Raw genomic sequence first — 17,546 nt, forward strand, 5'->3', positions numbered from 1 at the left:
CACGCGCAAGCGCGGCCGATGCACAGTGCGAGCGCGCGTCATCTGAGTCACGCTTCACCATGCACGCGTAGCGCGCGCGATTCGAAGCGCTGTGCGAGTTCTTCCGAGGGCAGTGCCTTGCAGACGAGCCAGCCCTGAATGTGATCGCAGCCCATCTCGGTGAGCAGATTGCGCTGTTCTTCCGTCTCGACACCTTCGGCGACGAGCTCCAGATCGAGTGTCTGCGCAAGGCCCACGACAGCGCTGACGATGGCCTGATCGTTGCGCGAGGTTAGCAGGTTCTCCACAAAGCTCCGGTCGATTTTCAGTTTGGCCAGCGGAAAGCGTTGCAGGTACGCGAGGCTCGAATAGCCCGTGCCGAAGTCGTCGACGGCGAAGCGGATGCCGAGGCCCGTCAGCTCTTCGAGCAACGTCGTCGCGTGCTGCGGGTCGTGCATCAGCAGGCTTTCCGTGATCTCGAACACGACGCGGCGCGGATCGATGCCCGTCAGCGCAATCGCTTCGCGCACGCTCTCCTTGAAGCGAGGATCGCGGAACTGTTGCGGCGACACGTTGACGGCGACGTATTGCAGCCGGATGCCTTGTGCGTCCCAGCGGATCAGCTGCATGCACGCGGCCTTCAGCACCCAGTTGCCGAGGTAGTTGATGAGGCCGACCGATTCGGCGAGCGGAATGAACATCGACGGCGGCACGAGTCCGTGCACGGGGTGCTGCCAGCGGATCAGTGCTTCGACACCGACTACGCCGCGTGTCTGGCTGCTCGTGATGGGCTGGAAGTGCAGCGAGAACTCGCCATTGCGCACGCCGTCGTACAGGTCCGATTCGAGCTTCAGGCGCTCGGCGTCGGCGGGGCTGTCGTCGTGCATATAGAAAGCGAGCGTGTTGCCGCCCGCCGCCTTCGCGCGCAGCAGCGCGTGATCGGCCCAACGCAATAGCTGACTGTCGCGCGGCGAGGCGTCGGACGAGTCGGGCGTGCGCTGTGCGTCGGGCGTGCGCTGTGCGTCGGGCGTGCGCTGCGAGTCGGGCGTGCGCTGCGAGTCGGGATACAGCGCGATGCCGACGCTCGCCGACAGATGCACGGGCTGACGGTTGAATGTGTACGGCTGCTGGATCGCCGTCAACAGACGCCGCGCCAGCGCTTCGGCGGCGATCGCGGCGTCGGCGCGCGCATGCACGGGCGGCAGCAGGATCGCGAACTCGTCGCTGGAGATGCGCGCGATCACTTCGCCTTGTGTCGCCATGTTGATCAGGCGCCGTGCGGTATCGCGCAGCATCTCGTCGCCCGCGTCGTAGCCGAGCGCGCGGTTCACACGCTGATAATCGTCGAGATCGAGCAGCAGCAGCGCGGCCGCCTTGCCCGTCGCATCGGCCTTTCGCTGTGCGTCGCGCATGTCCTCGATCAGCGCGGGCAAGGTCGCGAGGCCCGTCAGATGATCGTGATGCAGTTGATGCCTGAGGTTCGCTTCCGCCGTGCGCCAGCTCGATACGTCGAAGCCGGCGATCGCATAGCCTTCGATGCCGTCGTGACAGTTGCGCACGATGCGCAGTTCGACAGGCACGGGGTAGGTCAGCGACTTGATCAGATCGAGCGTGACCTTTTCGATGGCGCCCGTTTCGTCGGCGCGGCGCAAAGCGGCATCGAGACGCATGACGTCGGCGGGCGCGACGAGTTCGTGCAGCGTGACGGTCTGCAGGTATTCGCGGTGGTAGCCGATGAAGCGCAGGCTCGCTTCCGACACATACAGGAACGTGAGGTTGCGTGCGACGTGCGCGAGGAAGTCGACGGCACCCGCAGCCTGCTCCAGGCCTGCCGCGAGGCTTTGCGCGACGGGCGAGCGCGCGGGCCGACGGACCGCGCGGAACCGGTCGATAGCCGTGCGCAGCAAGCCCCGGCGGGCTGGGGTGATCCTGGTCGCTTCCATGTATGTCGCTGACTACCCGGGTTCGTCGTGAGGCGGGACGGCCGCGCAATGCCCGCGACACGACGGGTCCGTGCGGGCGTAAGGCCATCCATCAGAACGGGATAACGACCCTCGCGGCGGAATCTTTAGCGCTCGCACATAAAAAGCGCCTTGACATGTGGTAGGGGCGGCCGATCGTGCACGCGTCGGTGAATTCCGCTAAAGTCGCGGCGATCGCGCACCGTTAACGCGTCCGATGTCCTGCTTTGCCCGAAGCACGCGCGTTGCCCTAAGGGTGGCGCGCGCCATCCCCACTCAACTCGCTATGGAATTCAAGCCGCCGGGAAAAATATCCGATCCGTCCCACGACAACGACGAAGCCGCTCGCCTCCAAACGTTTGCGCAAGCGCATGGCGAGGACTCGCAGTCCGCCTCGCAGTTCGTCTACGTGGGACGTCAGCCGATTCTCGACCGCAACGGCGCGTTGCATGCATACGAACTGCTCTTTCGCGGCAGCGCGCGCAACTACGCGGAGGTCTCCGACGATGCGCAAGCGACTGCACAGGTCGTCGTGCGCACGATCGGCGGCATCGGCGTGCAGTCGGCGCTGGGCACGCATCTCGGCTACGTGAACATCGGCCGCAAGCTGCTGTTCGACGACATCGTGCATCTGATGCAGCCCGAGCGCTTCGTGCTCGAAATCCTCGAAACGGTCACGTTCGATGCGCGGCTCATTGCGCGCATCGCCGAGCTGCGGCGCGCGGGCTTTCGCATCGCGCTCGACGACGTGTGCGACCTGTCGCCGAATCTGCTCACCGTGTTGCCACACGCGGACATCGTCAAGATCGACTTCCTGCAGACGGACCGCGCGCAGCTGCGCACGCTCACACGGACGCTGCGTATGCACGGCAAGACGCTGATCGCCGAAAAGATCGAAACGCGCAAAGACTTCGCGCTCGCCCGCGAGTTGGGCTTCCATCTGTTCCAGGGTTATTTCTTCGCGCGGCCGCAAGTGCTGTCGACGCGCCGCAACCGTTCATCGCGCACGTCATTGCTGCGGCTGCTTGCGCTGCTCGCGCGCGACGCGGTCATCGTCGAGCTCGAAGACGAATTGAAGCGCAATCCGAATGTGGTGATGCAACTGCTGCGGCTCGTCAATTCGAGTGCGTTCGGGCTCGGACGCAATATTTCGTCGCTGCGCGAAGCGATCATCGCGACGGGCACGCGGCAGATCGCGCGCTGGGCACAACTGCTGTTGTACGCGGGCGGCGGCGACCTGCCGTGGCGCTCCGATCCTCTCGTGCAGCTGGCGGGCACGCGTGCACGCTTCATGGAGCTGGCCGCGCGCCGGATACGCCCGAACGACGAAAGCTTCGCCGATGCAGCGTTTCTGACGGGCGTGTTTTCGCTGGTGCATGTGCTCGTCGATTCGACGCCCGATGAGACGCTCGATCCGCTGGACCTGTCGCCCGTCATTCGCGATGCGATCGTCGGACGCGAAGGGCCGATGGGCGCGCTGCTGCGGGTCGCGGAAGCGGCAGGCGAAGCGCAGGATGCGGCCGCGATTGCGGCGATTGCGACCTCGGAATCGCTGGCTGAATTCGCGGCGCTGACGCCCGCCGTGCTCGCCGAGTTGAACCTGTCGGCGGCAGCGTGGTTTGGTGCGCACCTCGTGGATTAAAGTCCTCATCCCATTCGTTTCATGGATTAGCGGGTGATGGTGCGCGACGTCAGCGGACTGCGAAGTCCATGATCGGTCCGGCAGCATTCATGCTGCGCGCCGACGCGCATTCGCCAAACGTGGTCCAATGTTGAAGGTCAGGTTACGGTTGCGACGGCTCGCATGGTTGATGCGCGAGCGTCGCGCGGCATCGCACGGGCATCGTGCGCTCACGATTCGAGGACTCCACATGAAGCAGAAGATCGTGCCGTTCGCGCTGGCGGCTACGCTGTGCGCGAGTTTATCGCTGTACGCGTTGACGGCTTCCGCCACGCTCAAGCCCGGCGACGATGCGCCGGACTTCACGACGCAGGCGTCGCTGGGGGGCAAGACCTATCAGTACCAACTCGCCGATGCGCTCAGGAAAGGGCCCGTCGTCCTGTACTTCTATCCCGCCGCGTTCACGAAGGGCTGCACGATCGAGGCGCACGAATTCGCGGAGGCCGTCGACGAGTACAAGAAGTATGGCGCGACCGTGATCGGCGTGTCGCACGACAATATCGACACGCTGACGAAGTTCTCGGTCAGCGAATGCCGCAGCAAATTCCCCGTTGCGGCCGACCCCGATTCGAAGGTCATCAACGCGTATGACGCGGGCCTGCCGATGCACGTGCCGATGGCGAACCGCGTGTCGTATGTGATCGCGCCCGACGGCAAGATCATCTACGAATACACGAGTCTGTCGCCCGACAAGCACGTCGAAAACACGATACAGGCGCTCAAGGAGTGGGCCGCGACCCACAAGCAGCCTTGATGCTGCTTCGTTGCGCGCAGTCCGCGTCGCTCCATTTCTGATCGACGATACGCGATGCCCATAGTCGTCGGACTGCTCTTACTGGCCGCGCTGATCTATGGCGCCGTGCAGGCGTTTCACACGCTGTCCGCGCAGTTCGGGTTGGGCGTGGCGGTCGGCGTCGCGGTGCTCGCCGTCGCGCTGCTGCTCGCGGCGCTTGCATGGTGGTGGCGTCGCCGCAAGGAAGTCGCGGCGAATATCCGCGACGGCGACTGGACGCATGAACTCAAAGGCGAGTGGGGCGACGTGCGGCTCGCGGCGGGCAAGCGTCTTTGCGACGTGCAGGTGAGCGGCACGCGCGGCTCATACATTTTCGCGGACCTTCGACAGGCGCAGCCGGTGCGCGACGGCGAGCGCTGGCAGGTCAAGCTCGATGTGAAGGATGCGGCGCATCCCGAATGGCGCTTGCCGATGACGTCGGAGCGCGAGGCGCGTCAGTGGACGCGCATTTTTTTGCTGGCGATGGTGCAGAAGCTTTGAGAAGCAGTGGCGCGGTTGTACTTCGCCGAACGCAGGCATCCGCATGATGCCTGGCGGAAGCCGGCGACGGGCAATGCACATCACAACACACGCCACCGCGTGCAGCGAACCGACCGGGTTCAGCTCCCTGAAGCCGCCGCCTGCGCCCCCTTGTTCTTCCGCGCTTCCCATCGCACGCGGAGGCGGTCCATATACAGATAGACGACGGGCGTCGTATAGAGCGTGAGCATCTGGCTCACGATCAGCCCGCCGACGATCGCAAGTCCCAGCGGCGCGCGCAATTCCGCGCCTTCACCGCGCCCGAACGCGAGCGGCAGCGCGCCGAGCAGGGCCGCGCAGGTCGTCATCATGATCGGGCGGAAGCGCAACAGGCATGCCTGCTCGATCGCATCGCGCGACGACAGCCCTTGCCGCGACGCATCGATTGCGAAGTCCACCATCATGATCGCGTTCTTCTTCACGATGCCGATCAGCAGGATCACCGCGATCAGCGCGATGATGCTGAACTCCGTGTTGAAGAGCAGCAGTGCGAGCAGCGCGCCGACACCCGCCGACGGCAGCGTCGACAGAATGGTCAGCGGGTGAATGTAGCTCTCGTACAGGATGCCGAGCACGATGTAGACGGCCGCGAGCGCCGCGAGTATCAGGATCGGCTGGTCGGACATCGATTGCTGGAACGCTTGCGCGGTGCCCTGGAAGCTGCCGTGGATTGTCGCCGGCATGCCGATCTCGGCCATCGTCTGGTAGATGATCTGCGTGGCCTGCGAGAGCGACTTGCCGGGCGGCAGGTTGAACGAGATCGTCGACGAGACGAACTGGCTCTGGTGATTCACCGCGAGCGGCGTGTTGCCGGGGCCGAAGCGGGCGATCGCGGAGAGCGGAATCATCGTTTCCTTCGAGGTCGACACGGCCGCGCCCGTCGACGCGCTCGACTTGCCGCTCGCCGCGATCGAGTTGTTCGCCAGATTGCGCGCGGAGTCGGCGGCGATGGCGGCCGCGCTCGACGCCGCCGTGCCCGCCGTACCGCCCGCCGACGAACGCGTCGTCGCTGACGTGACCGTTCCCGCCGTCGCGTTGGTGGACTGCGAGCCGCTCGCGCTGCCGCCCGACGTGCTGACCCACACCTGATTCAGCATGTCAGGGCTCTGCCAATATTTCGGCGCGACTTCCATCACGACGTGATACTGGTTCAGCGGGTTGTAGATCGTCGAGACCTGGCGCTGGCCGAATGCGTCGTACAGCGTGTTGTCGATCTGTGCGGGCTTGATGTTCAGGCGCGCCGCCGTCGCGCGGTCGATCGTCACCATCGATTCGAGACCGGCCTGCTGCTGGTCCGAGTTGACGTCGGTGAGTTCGGGTCGCTTTTGCAGCGCTTCCGTCAGGCGCGGCGCCCATTTGTACAGGTCGGCCGTGGTGTCGGAGAGCAGCGTGAACTGATACTGCGCATTCGACTGCCGGCCGCCGACGCGTATGTCCTGCACCGCCTGCAGGAACGTGCGCGCGCCCGCGACGCCCGACAGCGGCCCGCGCAACTGCTGGATCACCTGATCGGCGGAAATCTTGCGCTCAGTCTTCGGCTTGAGCGACACGAACATGAAGCCCGAGTTCGTCTGGCGTCCGCCCGTGAAGCCGACCACGCTGTCGACGGCGGGATTCGCCTGCACGATGCGCATCATCTCGGAGAACTTCACTTTCATCGCCTGGAACGAGGTCGCCTGATCGGCCTGGATGCCGCCGACCAGTCGCCCCGTGTCCTGCTGCGGGAAAAAGCCCTTCGGCACGATGATGTAGAGCGCGATGTTCAGCGCGATCGTGATGAACAGCACCATCAGGATCAGCAGCGGATGACGCAGCGACCAGCCGAGCGTGCGTGCGTAGCCGTGCTGCATCCTGTCGAAGCCGCGTTCGAGCCAGCGCGCGAAACGGCCTTCTTCGCGCTTTTCATGTGGCTCGAAGAGCAGGCGCGAGCACATCATCGGCGTGAGCGTCAGCGATACCATCAGCGACACGCCGATTGCGAGCGACAGCGTCAGCGCGAACTCGCGGAACAGCCGCCCGACGATGCCGCCCATCAGCAGGATCGGCAGGAACACGGCGACCAGCGAGATGCTGATCGACATCACCGTGAAGCCGACCTCGCGCGCGCCGACGAACGCCGCCTTCATGCGCGGCATGCCGCTCTCGATATGGCGCGTGATGTTTTCCAGCACCACGATTGCGTCGTCGACGACGAAGCCCGTCGCGATCGTGAGCGCCATCAATGACAGGTTGTCGATTGAAAACCCGAGCAGATACATCGCCGCGAACGTGCCGATGATCGAAATCGGCACGGCCACGCTCGGAATCAGCGTCGCGCGCCAGTTGCGCAGGAACAGGAACACGACCATCACGACGAGCGCGACGGCGATCATCAGCGTGTGCTCGGTGTCCTTCAGCGACGCGCGGATCGTCGTCGAACGGTCGGCCGTCGGCGTGACTTCGACGGCGGCGGGCAGCGACGCCTTCAGCTGCGGAATCATCGCCTTCACGCGATCGATCGTCTCGATGATGTTCGCGCCGGGCTGCCGGTACAGGATCACGAGCACCGAGCGCTCGTTGTTCATCAGGCCGAGGTTGCGCAGGTCTTCGACGGAATCGACGACCTCGGCGACATCGGACAGATGCACGGCCGCGCCGTCGCGATACGCGATCACGAGGTCCTTGTACTGCGAAGCCTGCTTCGCCTGGTCGTTCGTGTAGAGCTGCACGCGGTTCGGGCCGAATTCGATCGAGCCCTTCGGGCTGTTCGCATTCGCCGAAGCGAGTGCCGCGCGCACGTCTTCGAGACCGATGCCGTAGTGAAAGAGGGCTTGCGGCTCGAGCTCGACGCGCACGGCGGGGTTCGCCGAGCCGCTCACGTCCACTTCGCCGACGCCGTCCACCTGCGACAGCGACTGTTGCAGCACCGTCGCGGCCGAGTCGTATAGCTGGCCCGCCGTCATCGTCTTCGACGTGAGCGCGAGGATGAGGATGGGCGCGTCGGCGGGATTGACCTTGTGGTAGGTCGGGTTTTGCCGGAGGCTCGTGGGCAGATCGGCGCGCGCCGCGTTGATGGCGGCCTGCACGTCGCGCGCGGCGCCATCGATGTTGCGGTTCAGGCCGAACTGCATCGTGATGCGCGCCGAGCCGACGGAACTCGTCGACGTCATTTCGGTGACGTCGGCAATCGTTCCGAGATGCCGTTCGAGCGGACTCGCCACGCTCGTCGCGACGGTCTCCGGGCTCGCGCCCGGCAGGCTCGCCTGAATCGAGATGGTCGGGAAATCGACTTGCGGCAACGGCGCGACGGGCAGCTTTGCGAACGCGAACAGGCCAGACAGCGCGATGCCGATCGCGAGCAGCGTCGTGGCGACGGGGCGCTTGATGAAAGGGCGCGACAGGTTCATCGTTTCGGCCTCTTCATTCAGACGTCCGCGTCGGTGACGGGCGGCCGGGTCGAGCCGTCGCCATGGCCGTCACGATGAAAGCGCGCGCGCAGGCGCCGCGCAATCGAATCGAAGCCGAGATAGATCACGGGCGTCGTGAAGAGCGTCAGCAGCTGGCTGACGATCAGGCCACCCGCAATCGCGATACCGAGCGGCCGGCGCAGCTCCGAGCCCGCGCCCGTGCCGAGCATCAGCGGCAGCGCGCCGAGCAGCGCCGCCATCGTCGTCATCAGGATCGGGCGGAAGCGCAGCAGGCACGCCTGATAGATCGCTTCGCGCGGCGGCTTGCCGTGCTCGCGCTCGGCTTCGAGCGCGAAGTCGATCATCATGATCGCGTTCTTCTTCACGATGCCGATCAAGAGCACGATGCCGATGATGCCGATGATGTCCAGATCGTGGCCCGTCAGCAGCAGCGCGAGCAGCGCGCCGACGCCCGCCGACGGCAGCGTCGACAGGATCGTGACGGGATGCACGAAGCTCTCGTACAGCACGCCGAGCACGATGTACATCGTGACGACGGCGGCGAGAATCAGGAACAGTTCGTTCGAGAGCGACGCCTGGAACGCGAGCGCCGCGCCCTGGAAGCGCGTCTGGAACGACGCGGGCAGCCCGATGTCCTTCTCCGCCTGCTGGATCGCCTTGACGGCCGCGCCGAGCGACGCGCCGGGCGCCAGATTGAACGACACCGTCGTGGCCGGGAACTGGCTCAGATGCGTGACGAGCAGCGGCGCGGGCTTTTCGTGGAAGCTCGCGATGGACGCGAGCGGCACCTGACCGCCCGTCGACGTCGACGACGGAAGATAGATCGAGTTCAGCGAATCCGTGTAGTGCTGCATCTGCGGCTGCGCTTCGAGAATCACGCGGTACTGGTTCGACTGCGTGAAGATCGTCGAGATGATGCGCTGGCCGAACGCGTCGTAGAGCGCGTTGTCGACGGTCGCGGGCGTGATGCCGTAACGCGCCGCCGACGCGCGGTCGATTTCCACGTACACCGACTGGCCGTTGTTCTGCAGATCGGTGGCCACGTCGACGAGTTCGGGCGACTGTTGCAGGCGCTCCATCAGCTTCGGCACCCAGGTCGCGAACTCTTCGATGTTCGGATCGGTCAGCATGAACTGATACTGCGTCGGGCTCACCGTCGAATCGATGGTCAGATCCTGCACCGGCTGCATGTAGAGCGTCGCGCCCGGAATGTGCGACGTGTCGCGCTGCAACTGGCGGATCACTTCGCTTGCCGTCGCGTCCCGGTCGTCGCGCGGCTTCAGGTTGATCAGCATGCGGCCGCTGTTCAGCGTGATGTTGCTGCCGTCCACGCCGATGAACGACGTCAGGCTCTCGACGTTCGGATTCTTCAGGATCTCGGTGGCGAGCTGCTGCTGGCGCTCGGCCATCGACGCATACGACACCGACTGCGGCGCCTGCGTGATCGCCTGGATCGCGCCCGTGTCCTGCACCGGGAAGAAGCCCTTCGGAATGAACACATACAGCACGCCCGTGAGCACCAGCGTGAGCACGGCGACGACGAGCGTCGAGCGGTGCCGGTTCAGCACCCATTCCAGCGCGACGGCATAGCGCGCGATGATCCAGTCGATCGCCGCGTGTGCCTTCGCTTCGAAGCGGTGGCTTTCCTTGGGCGGCGTATGGCGCAAGAGCTTCGCGCACATCATCGGCACGAGCGTGAGCGACACGACGGCGGAAATCACGATCGTCACGGCGAGCGTGATCGCGAACTCGTGGAACAGGCGCCCGACCACGTCGCCCATGAAGAGCAGCGGGATCAGCACGGCGATCAGCGAGACCGTCAGCGAGATGATCGTGAAGCCGATCTGCTTCGAGCCTTTCAGCGCGGCTTCGAGAGGCGTGTCGCCTTCCTCGACGTAGCGCGCGATGTTCTCGATCATGACGATCGCGTCGTCGACGACGAAGCCTGTCGCGATGGTTAGCGCCATCAGCGAGAGGTTGTCGAGCGAGAAGCCGCACAGGTACATCACGGCGAGCGTGCCGATCAGCGAAAGCGGCACCGAAAGGCTCGGGATGATCGTCGCGTAGATGTTCGCGAGGAACAGGTACATCACCAGCACGACCAGCACGACCGACATCAGCAGCTCGAACTGCACGTCGCGCACGGACGCGCGGATCGTCGTGGTGCGGTCGGTGACGATCTGCACGTCGAGCGCGGCGGGCAGCGACTGCTGGAGCGTGGGCAGCAGCTTCTTGATGCTGTCGACGGTCTGGATCACGTTCGCGCCCGGCTGGCGCTGCACGTTCAGGATGATCGCGGGCGTGCTGTTCACCCACGCGCCGAGCTTCGTGTTCTCCGCGCCCGAGACGATGCTCGCGACGTCCGTCAGCATCACGGGGCGGCCGTTCTTGTACGCGACGACGGCGCTCTTGTACGCGTCGGCGTCCGTCAGCTGGTCGTTCGCGTTGATCGTGTACGCGCGCGTCGGGCCGTCGAAGTTGCCCTTCGGGGTGTTGACGTTGAGGTTCGAGATCGTCGTGCGCAGATCGTCGAGATTGAGGCCATACGACGCGAGCGCGCGCGGGTTCGCCTGGATGCGCACGGCGGGGCGCTGGCCGCCCGACAGGCTCACGAGGCCGACGCCCGCGACCTGCGAGATCTTCTGCGCGAGGCGCGTATCGGCGATGTCCTGCACCTGCGTGAGGGGCATCGAGTTCGACGTGATCGCGAGCGTGATGATGGGCGCGTCGGCGGGATTGACCTTCGCGTAGATGGGAGGCGCGGGCAGGTCCGACGGCAGCAGGTTGCCCGCTGCGTTGATCGCGGCCTGGACTTCCTGCTCGGCGATGTCGAGGGGCAGGTCGAGACTGAACTGCAGCGTGATGATCGACGAGCCCGCCGAGCTTTGCGACGACATCTGGTTCAGCGACGGCATCTGCCCGAACTGGCGCTCGAGCGGCGCCGTCACCGACGACGTCATCACGTCGGGGCTCGCGCCCGGATAGAACGTCTGCACCTGGATGGTCGGGTAATCGACTTCCGGCAGCGCGGAAAGCGGCAGGAAGCGCAGTGCGACGAGCCCGACCAGCATGATCGCCGCCATCAGAAGGGCGGTGCCGACCGGGCGCAGGATAAAGGCGCGGGATGGATTCATGCGAAAGCCACTGCCTTATTCCGCCGACGTCTGCGACGCGTGCCGGCGACGATGCGCGCCCGATGCGCCGGCCGCGCCCGATGCGCCTGATGCGCCCGCTGTGCCCGATGCGGCGCGGGCAGCCGATGCACCCGATGCACCCGATGCACCCGAGGCACCTGAAGCACCACGTGGCCGGTCAGCCGGAATGGTGATTTTCGCGCCTTCCTTCAAACGGTCCGAGCCGTCCGTCACGACGCGCTCGCCGACCTGCAGACCCGATGCGATGCTGGTGCGCTCGCCGTCGACGGGGCCGATCTTCACGGTGCGTACCGTCACCGTATTGTCCGGCTTCACGACATACACGAACGACCCCATCGAGCCGTTGAGCACGGCCGACGTCGGCACGATGATGGCGTTCTTCACGACGTTCACGAGCAGGCGCGTATTGACGAACTGATTCGGGAACAGCAGGCCTTCGTTGTTCTGGAACGTCGCGCGCAACTTCACGGTGCCCGTCGTCGTGTCGATCTGGTTGTCGACGGTTTCCAGATAGCCCGCTTCGAGCGACGTCGTATTGCTGCGGTCATACGCCGTCACCGACATCTTCGTGCCCGCGTGCAATTGCTTGAGGATGGCGGGCAGGTTGTCTTCCGAGGTCGTGAAGATCACGCTGATCGGCTGCAGTTGCGTGATGACGACGACGCCATTCGTATCGCTCGGCGTCACGTAGTTGCCGGGGTCGACCTGGCGCAGGCCGACGCGGCCCGACACGGGCGCCGTGATGCGCGCATAGACGAGATCGAGCTTGAAGGTATCGATGTTCGCCTGGTCGGACTTGACCTGACCTTCGTACTGCCTGACGAGCGACGCTTGCGTATCGACTTGCTGGCTCGCGATCGAGTCTTGCGACAGCAGTGTCTGATAGCGCTTCAGGTCGAGGCGGGCGGTTTGCAGGAGCGCCATGTCCTTGGCGAGCGTGCCTTCGGCGTTGGCGAGACTGATCTGATACGGACGCGAATCGACCTGTGCGAGCAGATCGCCTTGCTTCACCATCTGACCTTCCTGGAACGCGACCGTCTGCAGCGTGCCCGTGAGTTGCGTGCGCACCGTAACGTTCGCAAGCGGCGTGACGGTGCCGAGCGCGTTCAGCACGACAGGCATTTCGCCTTGGGTGACGGTCGCCACATGGACGGGCTGCGGCTGGTTCATGCCGCCTGCGCCGCCGCGGCGTCCGCCGCGCGCCGCCTGCGCGCCGCTCGCGCCCGTTGCCGCGCTCGCGCCGGCGTCGCTGCTGCTCCACGGATGCCAGCGCACCAGCACGATCGCCGCGACGATCGCGACGGCGACGATCAGCGCGACCGTGCGGCCGCGATGCCGCCTGACGGCGCCGGGTCCGGGTTCCTGTCCGGGAGCAGGGCTGGACGGACGGGCGTTGCGTGAAGGTTCTGGCTGATTTTTTTGTTCGTCCATCGGTTCGATCAAATGGCTGGCGTGAATTGAAGCAAACTTGCGATACGCGGCGCGCGAACCGACGCGTGCCGCGCGCGGGTTGTCGTGCTCGCGCTTGTCTGCGCGTCCGTCTGCGCGATGCTACGCGATGTGTGGCTCATCGAGATGACCACGACGTGACGGTGACGGCGGCCGCGTGAGTGGCCTGACGCGTTGTCGACATGAATGACGGCTCCTCCCTGATGGCCGTGCTTTTGCCCGCTGCGGATTCGACGTCGCGTTGCCGCGTCAGCGCTTTCGCTGCTGCAACGAAAGACCGGTCCGATGATCGCCCCGACGGGGCTGGCCGTTGCCGATGCGTGTCGCGTCGCATGTGACACGCGTGGGTGGCCCGGTCGCGCCGAAACCGGCCGCAACGAGCGTCGGCGCGCGGGAAAGCATGATGCTACGTCCCCGGCGGAGTTACAGTCCAGCGGCGTATCTTTCGGCGGATTACGACCGTTACATACCGCTGGGCGAATTGAAAGCCAGGCTTACCGAGTGGCGCGTAAGGTTGCGCGGCGACAGGCGCGCGACAAGGAGAGCGGCAAGGAGAGCGGCAAGGTGAGCGGCAAGGTGAGCGGCAAGGAGAGCGGCAAGGAGGGCGGCAAGGTGAGCGGCCGCGCGTCGACGCCTCGCGCGGGCGCGAAGCTCAATCGTCGAGCCGGCGGCCAGGCGTTCCGCCGATCTCATGGACGATTTTTTCGATCGTTTCGAGCAGCACGGGCGCCGCGCGCGACACGAGCCAGTCGCGCGGGCACTGATGCGCCGAGCCGCCGCAATTCACAGCGTAGCGCTCGCCCGACGGTCCGATGAAGCCGGCCGCGATCGCGTTGAGCCCCTCGTACCATTCGCCCGTCGCGATCGCGAAGCCTTGCGCGGCCGTTTCCTGCAGCGCCGCTTCGAGCCGGCTGCTGATGTGCCCCCACTCGTCGCCTGCCGCGGCCTGCAGGCCCGTCAGCAGACTCCGGCGATCCGTCTCGCTGAGCGCGGCGAGATACGCGCGGCCGACGGCCGTTCGGCCCAGGTCCATCCGCGAGCCGACGTCGAGGCGCGACACCAGCACGGCCGAGCGCGGCTTGATCGCATCGATGACGACCATGTCCAGCCGGTCGCGCACGGCGAGATGCACCGATAGCGACGTGCGTTCGGCCAGTTCGATCAGGAAGGGCCGCGAGCGCGCGCGGATATCGAAGTTGCGCAAGAAACCATTGCTCAGCTCGAGCACCGACGATGTGAGCACGAAGCGCTCGCTGTCGGGCAGACGAAACAGAAAACCTGCGCTGACGAGCGTCGCGGTGATCCGCGAAACGGTCGGTTTCGGAATCCCCGTCAGTTCCGTCAGCTCGCGGTTGGAGAGCGGCGCGTCGGCGGCGGCAATGCGCCGGAGCACGGTCAGGCCGCGCGCGAGCGCAGTGACCTCGTCGCCGGAGCCGTCTTTTTCCTTCAACGGATCGGTGGCGGACGGACGCGTCGATGACTGGTTCATGTTGGTTTTTATGAAACGTTATTTCACTATAATTGAACGCGCGTCGAAAGACAGACGCCCCCAAGCCGCGCTCGGCCTCTCTCAGCAAGGCCTAAGTCCTTTTTTCGTACGACCATTCATTGTATCGGATCGTCAGATGCGGGCCCGTCCAAGCTCTCAAATTTTGCTTGACTTAGTCAGCATTACCATAAAAAATGGAACTATATTCCGAAACCGGAGAAGTGGGCCTGCGCCCACATATCATTGCGCGTACAACCAGCGTGCGCGCCGGCGTTAGCCCGGTTCCGCTGCGCTTCGCAGCGGCTTCGAATACAGGATTTCTTTCTTCAGTACCGTCTCTCAGGTTCTAGCACGGCCCTCGGAATGGCTAGAACTTTTTGAAGGCGCCATGGCAACATGGCGCCTTTTTTTTGTCCGTCCGGTCGGTTGTCGTTTGCTTTAGTTTGCTCGTAGTTTTCGTCGGATGCGGTTTGCCGTCATGGCGTGCATCCGTAAACGACGCGGCGGCAGTCTGCTCGACTGCCGCCGGCAGGGCGCCCAAAGGAAAGAGAATCGCAGGCGCCCGTCTGGCTGCGCGACGCGAGGGTGCCTGTCAGAGCCCGCGGTCGCGCACCGCCGTCGGATCGACCGAAGTCGTGATCCAGTACGGATCGCGGTTGTAGTACTTGTGCATCTGCGTGCTCCAGGTCTCGTCGGCCATCGACGGCCAGTGGTCCTTGTCGAAGCCCGGTTCGTCCTTGATCCGCCGCGCGGTGATGTCGACGCGGAAAACTTTTTCGTCCGTATCGAGCGTCAGCGCGCTCCACGGGATCGCATGCAGATTGCCGCCCATGCCGAGGAAACCGCCTTCCGACAGCACCGCGTACGCGATGTGTCCGCTGCGTACGTCGAGCATGATGTCCGAAATCTTGCCGACGTGTTCGCCATCCGACGAGACGACCTTGTTGCCATCCAGCGTAGCCGCGGCCATCACCTCGGGCCCCGGACCTTCGCCGACTCCTCCGCCGACGATGCCTGCGCCGGCTTGCGCCGGGTTCATTTTCTTTGGCGTGGTCATGATTTCCTCCCTGGAAAAGTCCACGGGATGCCATGTGCATCCGCCATGCCCGAGAGTGGTGTTCACGTGAAGGCGAATGCACGCGCGCGTGCATCGTCACGAACACGGCAGGACCAGACTCGAAACCGCGCCCCGCGATGTACAGCAGTGCGGGTCGAATGTGCGGCGGCAAAAACTTCATGCACCAGTGTCAAGCTGACAGAGGCTCTCACGCGTTGCCCGGCCGACTGCGCGCGCAACGCTATCGGCAGTAGCCTGTGGCGAGCGATGGCACGCTCGCACAGTCTGGCGCACCTGTCGATGGCTCATGATGCGCGATCCGTCGTGGCGCGCCTGGTTGCGGCTCCCGCTAGCACCTCGCTTTTGAAGCGATATGGAAAGCGTATGATGTCGTTTGCATCGGTCGATGCACCACAAGTCGTCGTCTTGTTGTCGGTCCCGATACGAGGCCACATGAAACACGACGATCGCGCTCACGACGTCGCGGTGGCGGGCGTTGAGCCGCATGCCGAGTCGACGTTCTCCGCGCTGGCGACACCGCTGATCGACGAAGCGCTCGCGCGGGTCGCCTCCATCGACGCCGATGCTTCCCCCGAATCACTGCATCAACTGCGCGTCGCGCTGCGGCGCCTGCGCTCGCTGTGGTGGGCGTACCGGCCGCTGCTCGACGAGGAAGAGAACGCACGGCAGCGCGCGCTGTATCGCTATCTGGCCGATGTCGCGGGCAGAACGCGCGACTGGGACATCCTCCTCGAACTGCTCGCCGGCGACGAAGACAGTCCCCGCGACGTGCCGCCGTGCCTGCGCGAAGCGCGCGAGCAGGCGCTGGCGGCGAGCCGCGAGACGCTGATCAACGCCGATATCCGCAACGTGCTGCACAGCGCGCTTGCGAGCGCGTCGAAGAAATTGAACACCGCGCCCGAACGGCACGCGCTGCAGAAGTTCGCCGCGAAGCGCGTGCGCACCGCCGAGCGCTCGTTGCGCAAGACGCTGCGCGGTGCATCGCATGCGAAGCGCTTCGATTATGAAGCGCTTCATGATGTGCGCAAGGCGGGGAAGAAGGTCCGCTATCTGCTCGAGTTTTTCGGGCCGATGCTCGACGACGGACACGGGCATACGCTCGCGCACATGAAGAAACTGCAGCAGTGCTTCGGCGAACTCAACGCCGTGATCGCAAGCATCGCGCTGTTGCGCGACAACACGAGTCTTTTCGCCGACGAGCAGGACGCCAGCGCGGCGCTCTTGTATCTGAAGGACCAGCGTAAGCGCCGTCAGCGCGAAGCCGTGCGGCTGCTGCGTAAAAGGTAGCGTCCGTTGCTTCCGCGCATCGGGCGCGCGAGGGCGGAAGTCGCGCCCTTGAAACCGTATATACTGTTTATACCGTTAACGAGGAATCGACATGAGCACGCCACGAATCAAGGAACCCACGAAGAAGGCCTTCCACTTCCCGAAGAGTGCGAAGGAACCGTCCGCTGAAGCGAAGAAGCCGTCCGCGAAGGCGTCGCGGGCGTCGGACGCGAAAAAGGCGTCGCCGGATGCACAGGCGGCCGCGAGCGCGCCGGAAGCGGCATCGACGCAAGCGCAGGCGCTGAAGGCCGCGCCGAAGAGCAAGGCCGCGAAGTCGACCAAGGCGACGAAGCCGGCGAATACGACGAAGCCGGCGAATGCAACAAAGCCGGCGAAGCCAGCAAAGCCGGCCAAGCTCGCGCAGACGGCAGAGGCCGCCAAGCCCGCGGCGAAAGCACCGAAGGCAGCAAAGCCGTCGAAGGCGAAAGTGGCGCCCGCCGCCGCTGCGGAGAAGAAGCCACGCGCGAAGAAGGAGAAGGAAAAAGTCGTCCGCGACAGCTTCACGATGCCGAAGTCGGACTACGCGAAGATCGCAGAACTCAAGCAGCGCTGCCTCGATGCGGGACTTTCCGTGAAGAAGAGCGAATTGCTGCGCGCGGGTCTGAACCTGCTCGCCGTCTCGCCTGCGAAGCGGCTCGTCGCGGCCGTGCAGGAACTCGAAGCGGTCAAGACAGGACGTCCCGCCAAGTCGTGATCATGCGGCGGCCGC

11 protein-coding genes are annotated in these 17,546 nt (G+C 65.0%); 5 read left to right on the forward strand and 6 right to left on the reverse strand.

Annotation, left to right across the window (positions count from 1 at the left end; translation table 11 throughout):
- Positions 1 to 47: 47 nt before the first annotated feature.
- The gene (locus tag AB4Y32_RS24860) at positions 48 to 1,922 is read right to left on the reverse strand and encodes a putative bifunctional diguanylate cyclase/phosphodiesterase (protein ID WP_368723894.1); all 1,875 of its coding nucleotides are present in this window, start codon (positions 1,920 to 1,922) and stop codon (positions 48 to 50) included.
- Positions 1,923 to 2,226: 304 nt separating this feature from the next.
- Between AB4Y32_RS24860 and AB4Y32_RS24865 the strand changes: the two genes are divergently transcribed.
- The 3 genes from AB4Y32_RS24865 to AB4Y32_RS24875 all read left to right on the forward strand — a co-directional run bounded on the left by AB4Y32_RS24865 (position 2,227) and on the right by AB4Y32_RS24875 (position 4,894).
- Entirely contained in the window at positions 2,227 to 3,582 is a 1,356-nt protein-coding gene (locus AB4Y32_RS24865; protein WP_368723895.1) for an EAL and HDOD domain-containing protein, read from the forward strand.
- 229 nt (positions 3,583 to 3,811) lie between these two features.
- Positions 3,812 to 4,375, forward strand: a complete 564-nt coding sequence (locus AB4Y32_RS24870) for a redoxin domain-containing protein (protein WP_368723896.1) — start codon at positions 3,812 to 3,814, stop codon at positions 4,373 to 4,375.
- Between the two features lie 54 nt (positions 4,376 to 4,429).
- Positions 4,430 to 4,894, forward strand: coding sequence for a hypothetical protein (locus AB4Y32_RS24875; protein WP_368723897.1), 465 nt, complete (start codon positions 4,430 to 4,432; stop codon positions 4,892 to 4,894).
- A gap of 119 nt (positions 4,895 to 5,013) precedes the next feature.
- On the opposite strand, the gene AB4Y32_RS24880 is transcribed toward AB4Y32_RS24875, so the two are convergent.
- From AB4Y32_RS24880 to AB4Y32_RS24900, 5 genes are all read right to left on the reverse strand, one after another.
- Positions 5,014 to 8,319 carry an efflux RND transporter permease subunit gene (locus AB4Y32_RS24880; RefSeq protein WP_368723898.1) on the reverse strand — a complete coding sequence of 1,102 codons (3,306 nt, stop codon included), beginning with the start codon at positions 8,317 to 8,319 and terminating at the stop codon, positions 5,014 to 5,016.
- 17 nt (positions 8,320 to 8,336) lie between these two features.
- Complete coding sequence (locus AB4Y32_RS24885) at positions 8,337 to 11,474, reverse strand: MdtB/MuxB family multidrug efflux RND transporter permease subunit (RefSeq protein WP_368723899.1); 3,138 nt, start codon at positions 11,472 to 11,474, stop codon at positions 8,337 to 8,339.
- 15 nt (positions 11,475 to 11,489) lie between these two features.
- A complete protein-coding gene (locus tag AB4Y32_RS24890) occupies positions 11,490 to 12,926 on the reverse strand; it encodes an MdtA/MuxA family multidrug efflux RND transporter periplasmic adaptor subunit (protein ID WP_368723900.1) in 1,437 nt (478 codons plus the stop codon).
- 670 nt (positions 12,927 to 13,596) lie between these two features.
- Positions 13,597 to 14,433 carry an IclR family transcriptional regulator gene (locus AB4Y32_RS24895; RefSeq protein WP_368723901.1) on the reverse strand — a complete coding sequence of 279 codons (837 nt, stop codon included), beginning with the start codon at positions 14,431 to 14,433 and terminating at the stop codon, positions 13,597 to 13,599.
- A 592-nt stretch (positions 14,434 to 15,025) separates the two neighbouring features.
- Positions 15,026 to 15,490 (reverse strand): PRC-barrel domain-containing protein, encoded by a 465-nt coding sequence (locus AB4Y32_RS24900; RefSeq protein WP_368723902.1) that lies wholly within the window; start codon positions 15,488 to 15,490, stop codon positions 15,026 to 15,028.
- 453 nt (positions 15,491 to 15,943) lie between these two features.
- On the opposite strand from AB4Y32_RS24900, the gene AB4Y32_RS24905 reads away from it, so the two are divergent.
- Positions 15,944 to 16,798: a CHAD domain-containing protein gene (locus AB4Y32_RS24905; protein WP_368723903.1), complete on the forward strand. Its 855-nt coding sequence runs from the start codon at positions 15,944 to 15,946 to the stop codon at positions 16,796 to 16,798.
- 91 nt (positions 16,799 to 16,889) lie between these two features.
- Complete coding sequence (locus AB4Y32_RS24910; RefSeq protein ID WP_368723904.1) at positions 16,890 to 17,531, forward strand: hypothetical protein; 642 nt, start codon at positions 16,890 to 16,892, stop codon at positions 17,529 to 17,531.
- Positions 17,532 to 17,546: the final 15 nt, after the last annotated feature.

The organism is Paraburkholderia phymatum (genome assembly GCF_040965635.1).
In the GTDB taxonomy this organism is placed as follows: Bacteria; Pseudomonadota; Gammaproteobacteria; order Burkholderiales; family Burkholderiaceae; genus Paraburkholderia; species Paraburkholderia phymatum_B.

Coding starts and splice junctions, on each gene's coding strand:
- AB4Y32_RS24895 (WP_368723901.1), bottom strand. CDS start 14,433: ATGAACCAGTCATCGACGCGTCCGTCCGCCACCGATCCGTTGAAGGAA.
- AB4Y32_RS24885 (WP_368723899.1), bottom strand. CDS start 11,474: ATGAATCCATCCCGCGCCTTTATCCTGCGCCCGGTCGGCACCGCCCTT.
- AB4Y32_RS24875 (WP_368723897.1), top strand. CDS start 4,430: ATGCCCATAGTCGTCGGACTGCTCTTACTGGCCGCGCTGATCTATGGC.
- AB4Y32_RS24905 (WP_368723903.1), top strand. CDS start 15,944: ATGAAACACGACGATCGCGCTCACGACGTCGCGGTGGCGGGCGTTGAG.
- AB4Y32_RS24865 (WP_368723895.1), top strand. CDS start 2,227: ATGGAATTCAAGCCGCCGGGAAAAATATCCGATCCGTCCCACGACAAC.
- AB4Y32_RS24860 (WP_368723894.1), bottom strand. CDS start 1,922: ATGGAAGCGACCAGGATCACCCCAGCCCGCCGGGGCTTGCTGCGCACG.
- AB4Y32_RS24870 (WP_368723896.1), top strand. CDS start 3,812: ATGAAGCAGAAGATCGTGCCGTTCGCGCTGGCGGCTACGCTGTGCGCG.
- AB4Y32_RS24880 (WP_368723898.1), bottom strand. CDS start 8,319: ATGAACCTGTCGCGCCCTTTCATCAAGCGCCCCGTCGCCACGACGCTG.
- AB4Y32_RS24890 (WP_368723900.1), bottom strand. CDS start 12,926: ATGGACGAACAAAAAAATCAGCCAGAACCTTCACGCAACGCCCGTCCG.
- AB4Y32_RS24910 (WP_368723904.1), top strand. CDS start 16,890: ATGAGCACGCCACGAATCAAGGAACCCACGAAGAAGGCCTTCCACTTC.
- AB4Y32_RS24900 (WP_368723902.1), bottom strand. CDS start 15,490: ATGACCACGCCAAAGAAAATGAACCCGGCGCAAGCCGGCGCAGGCATC.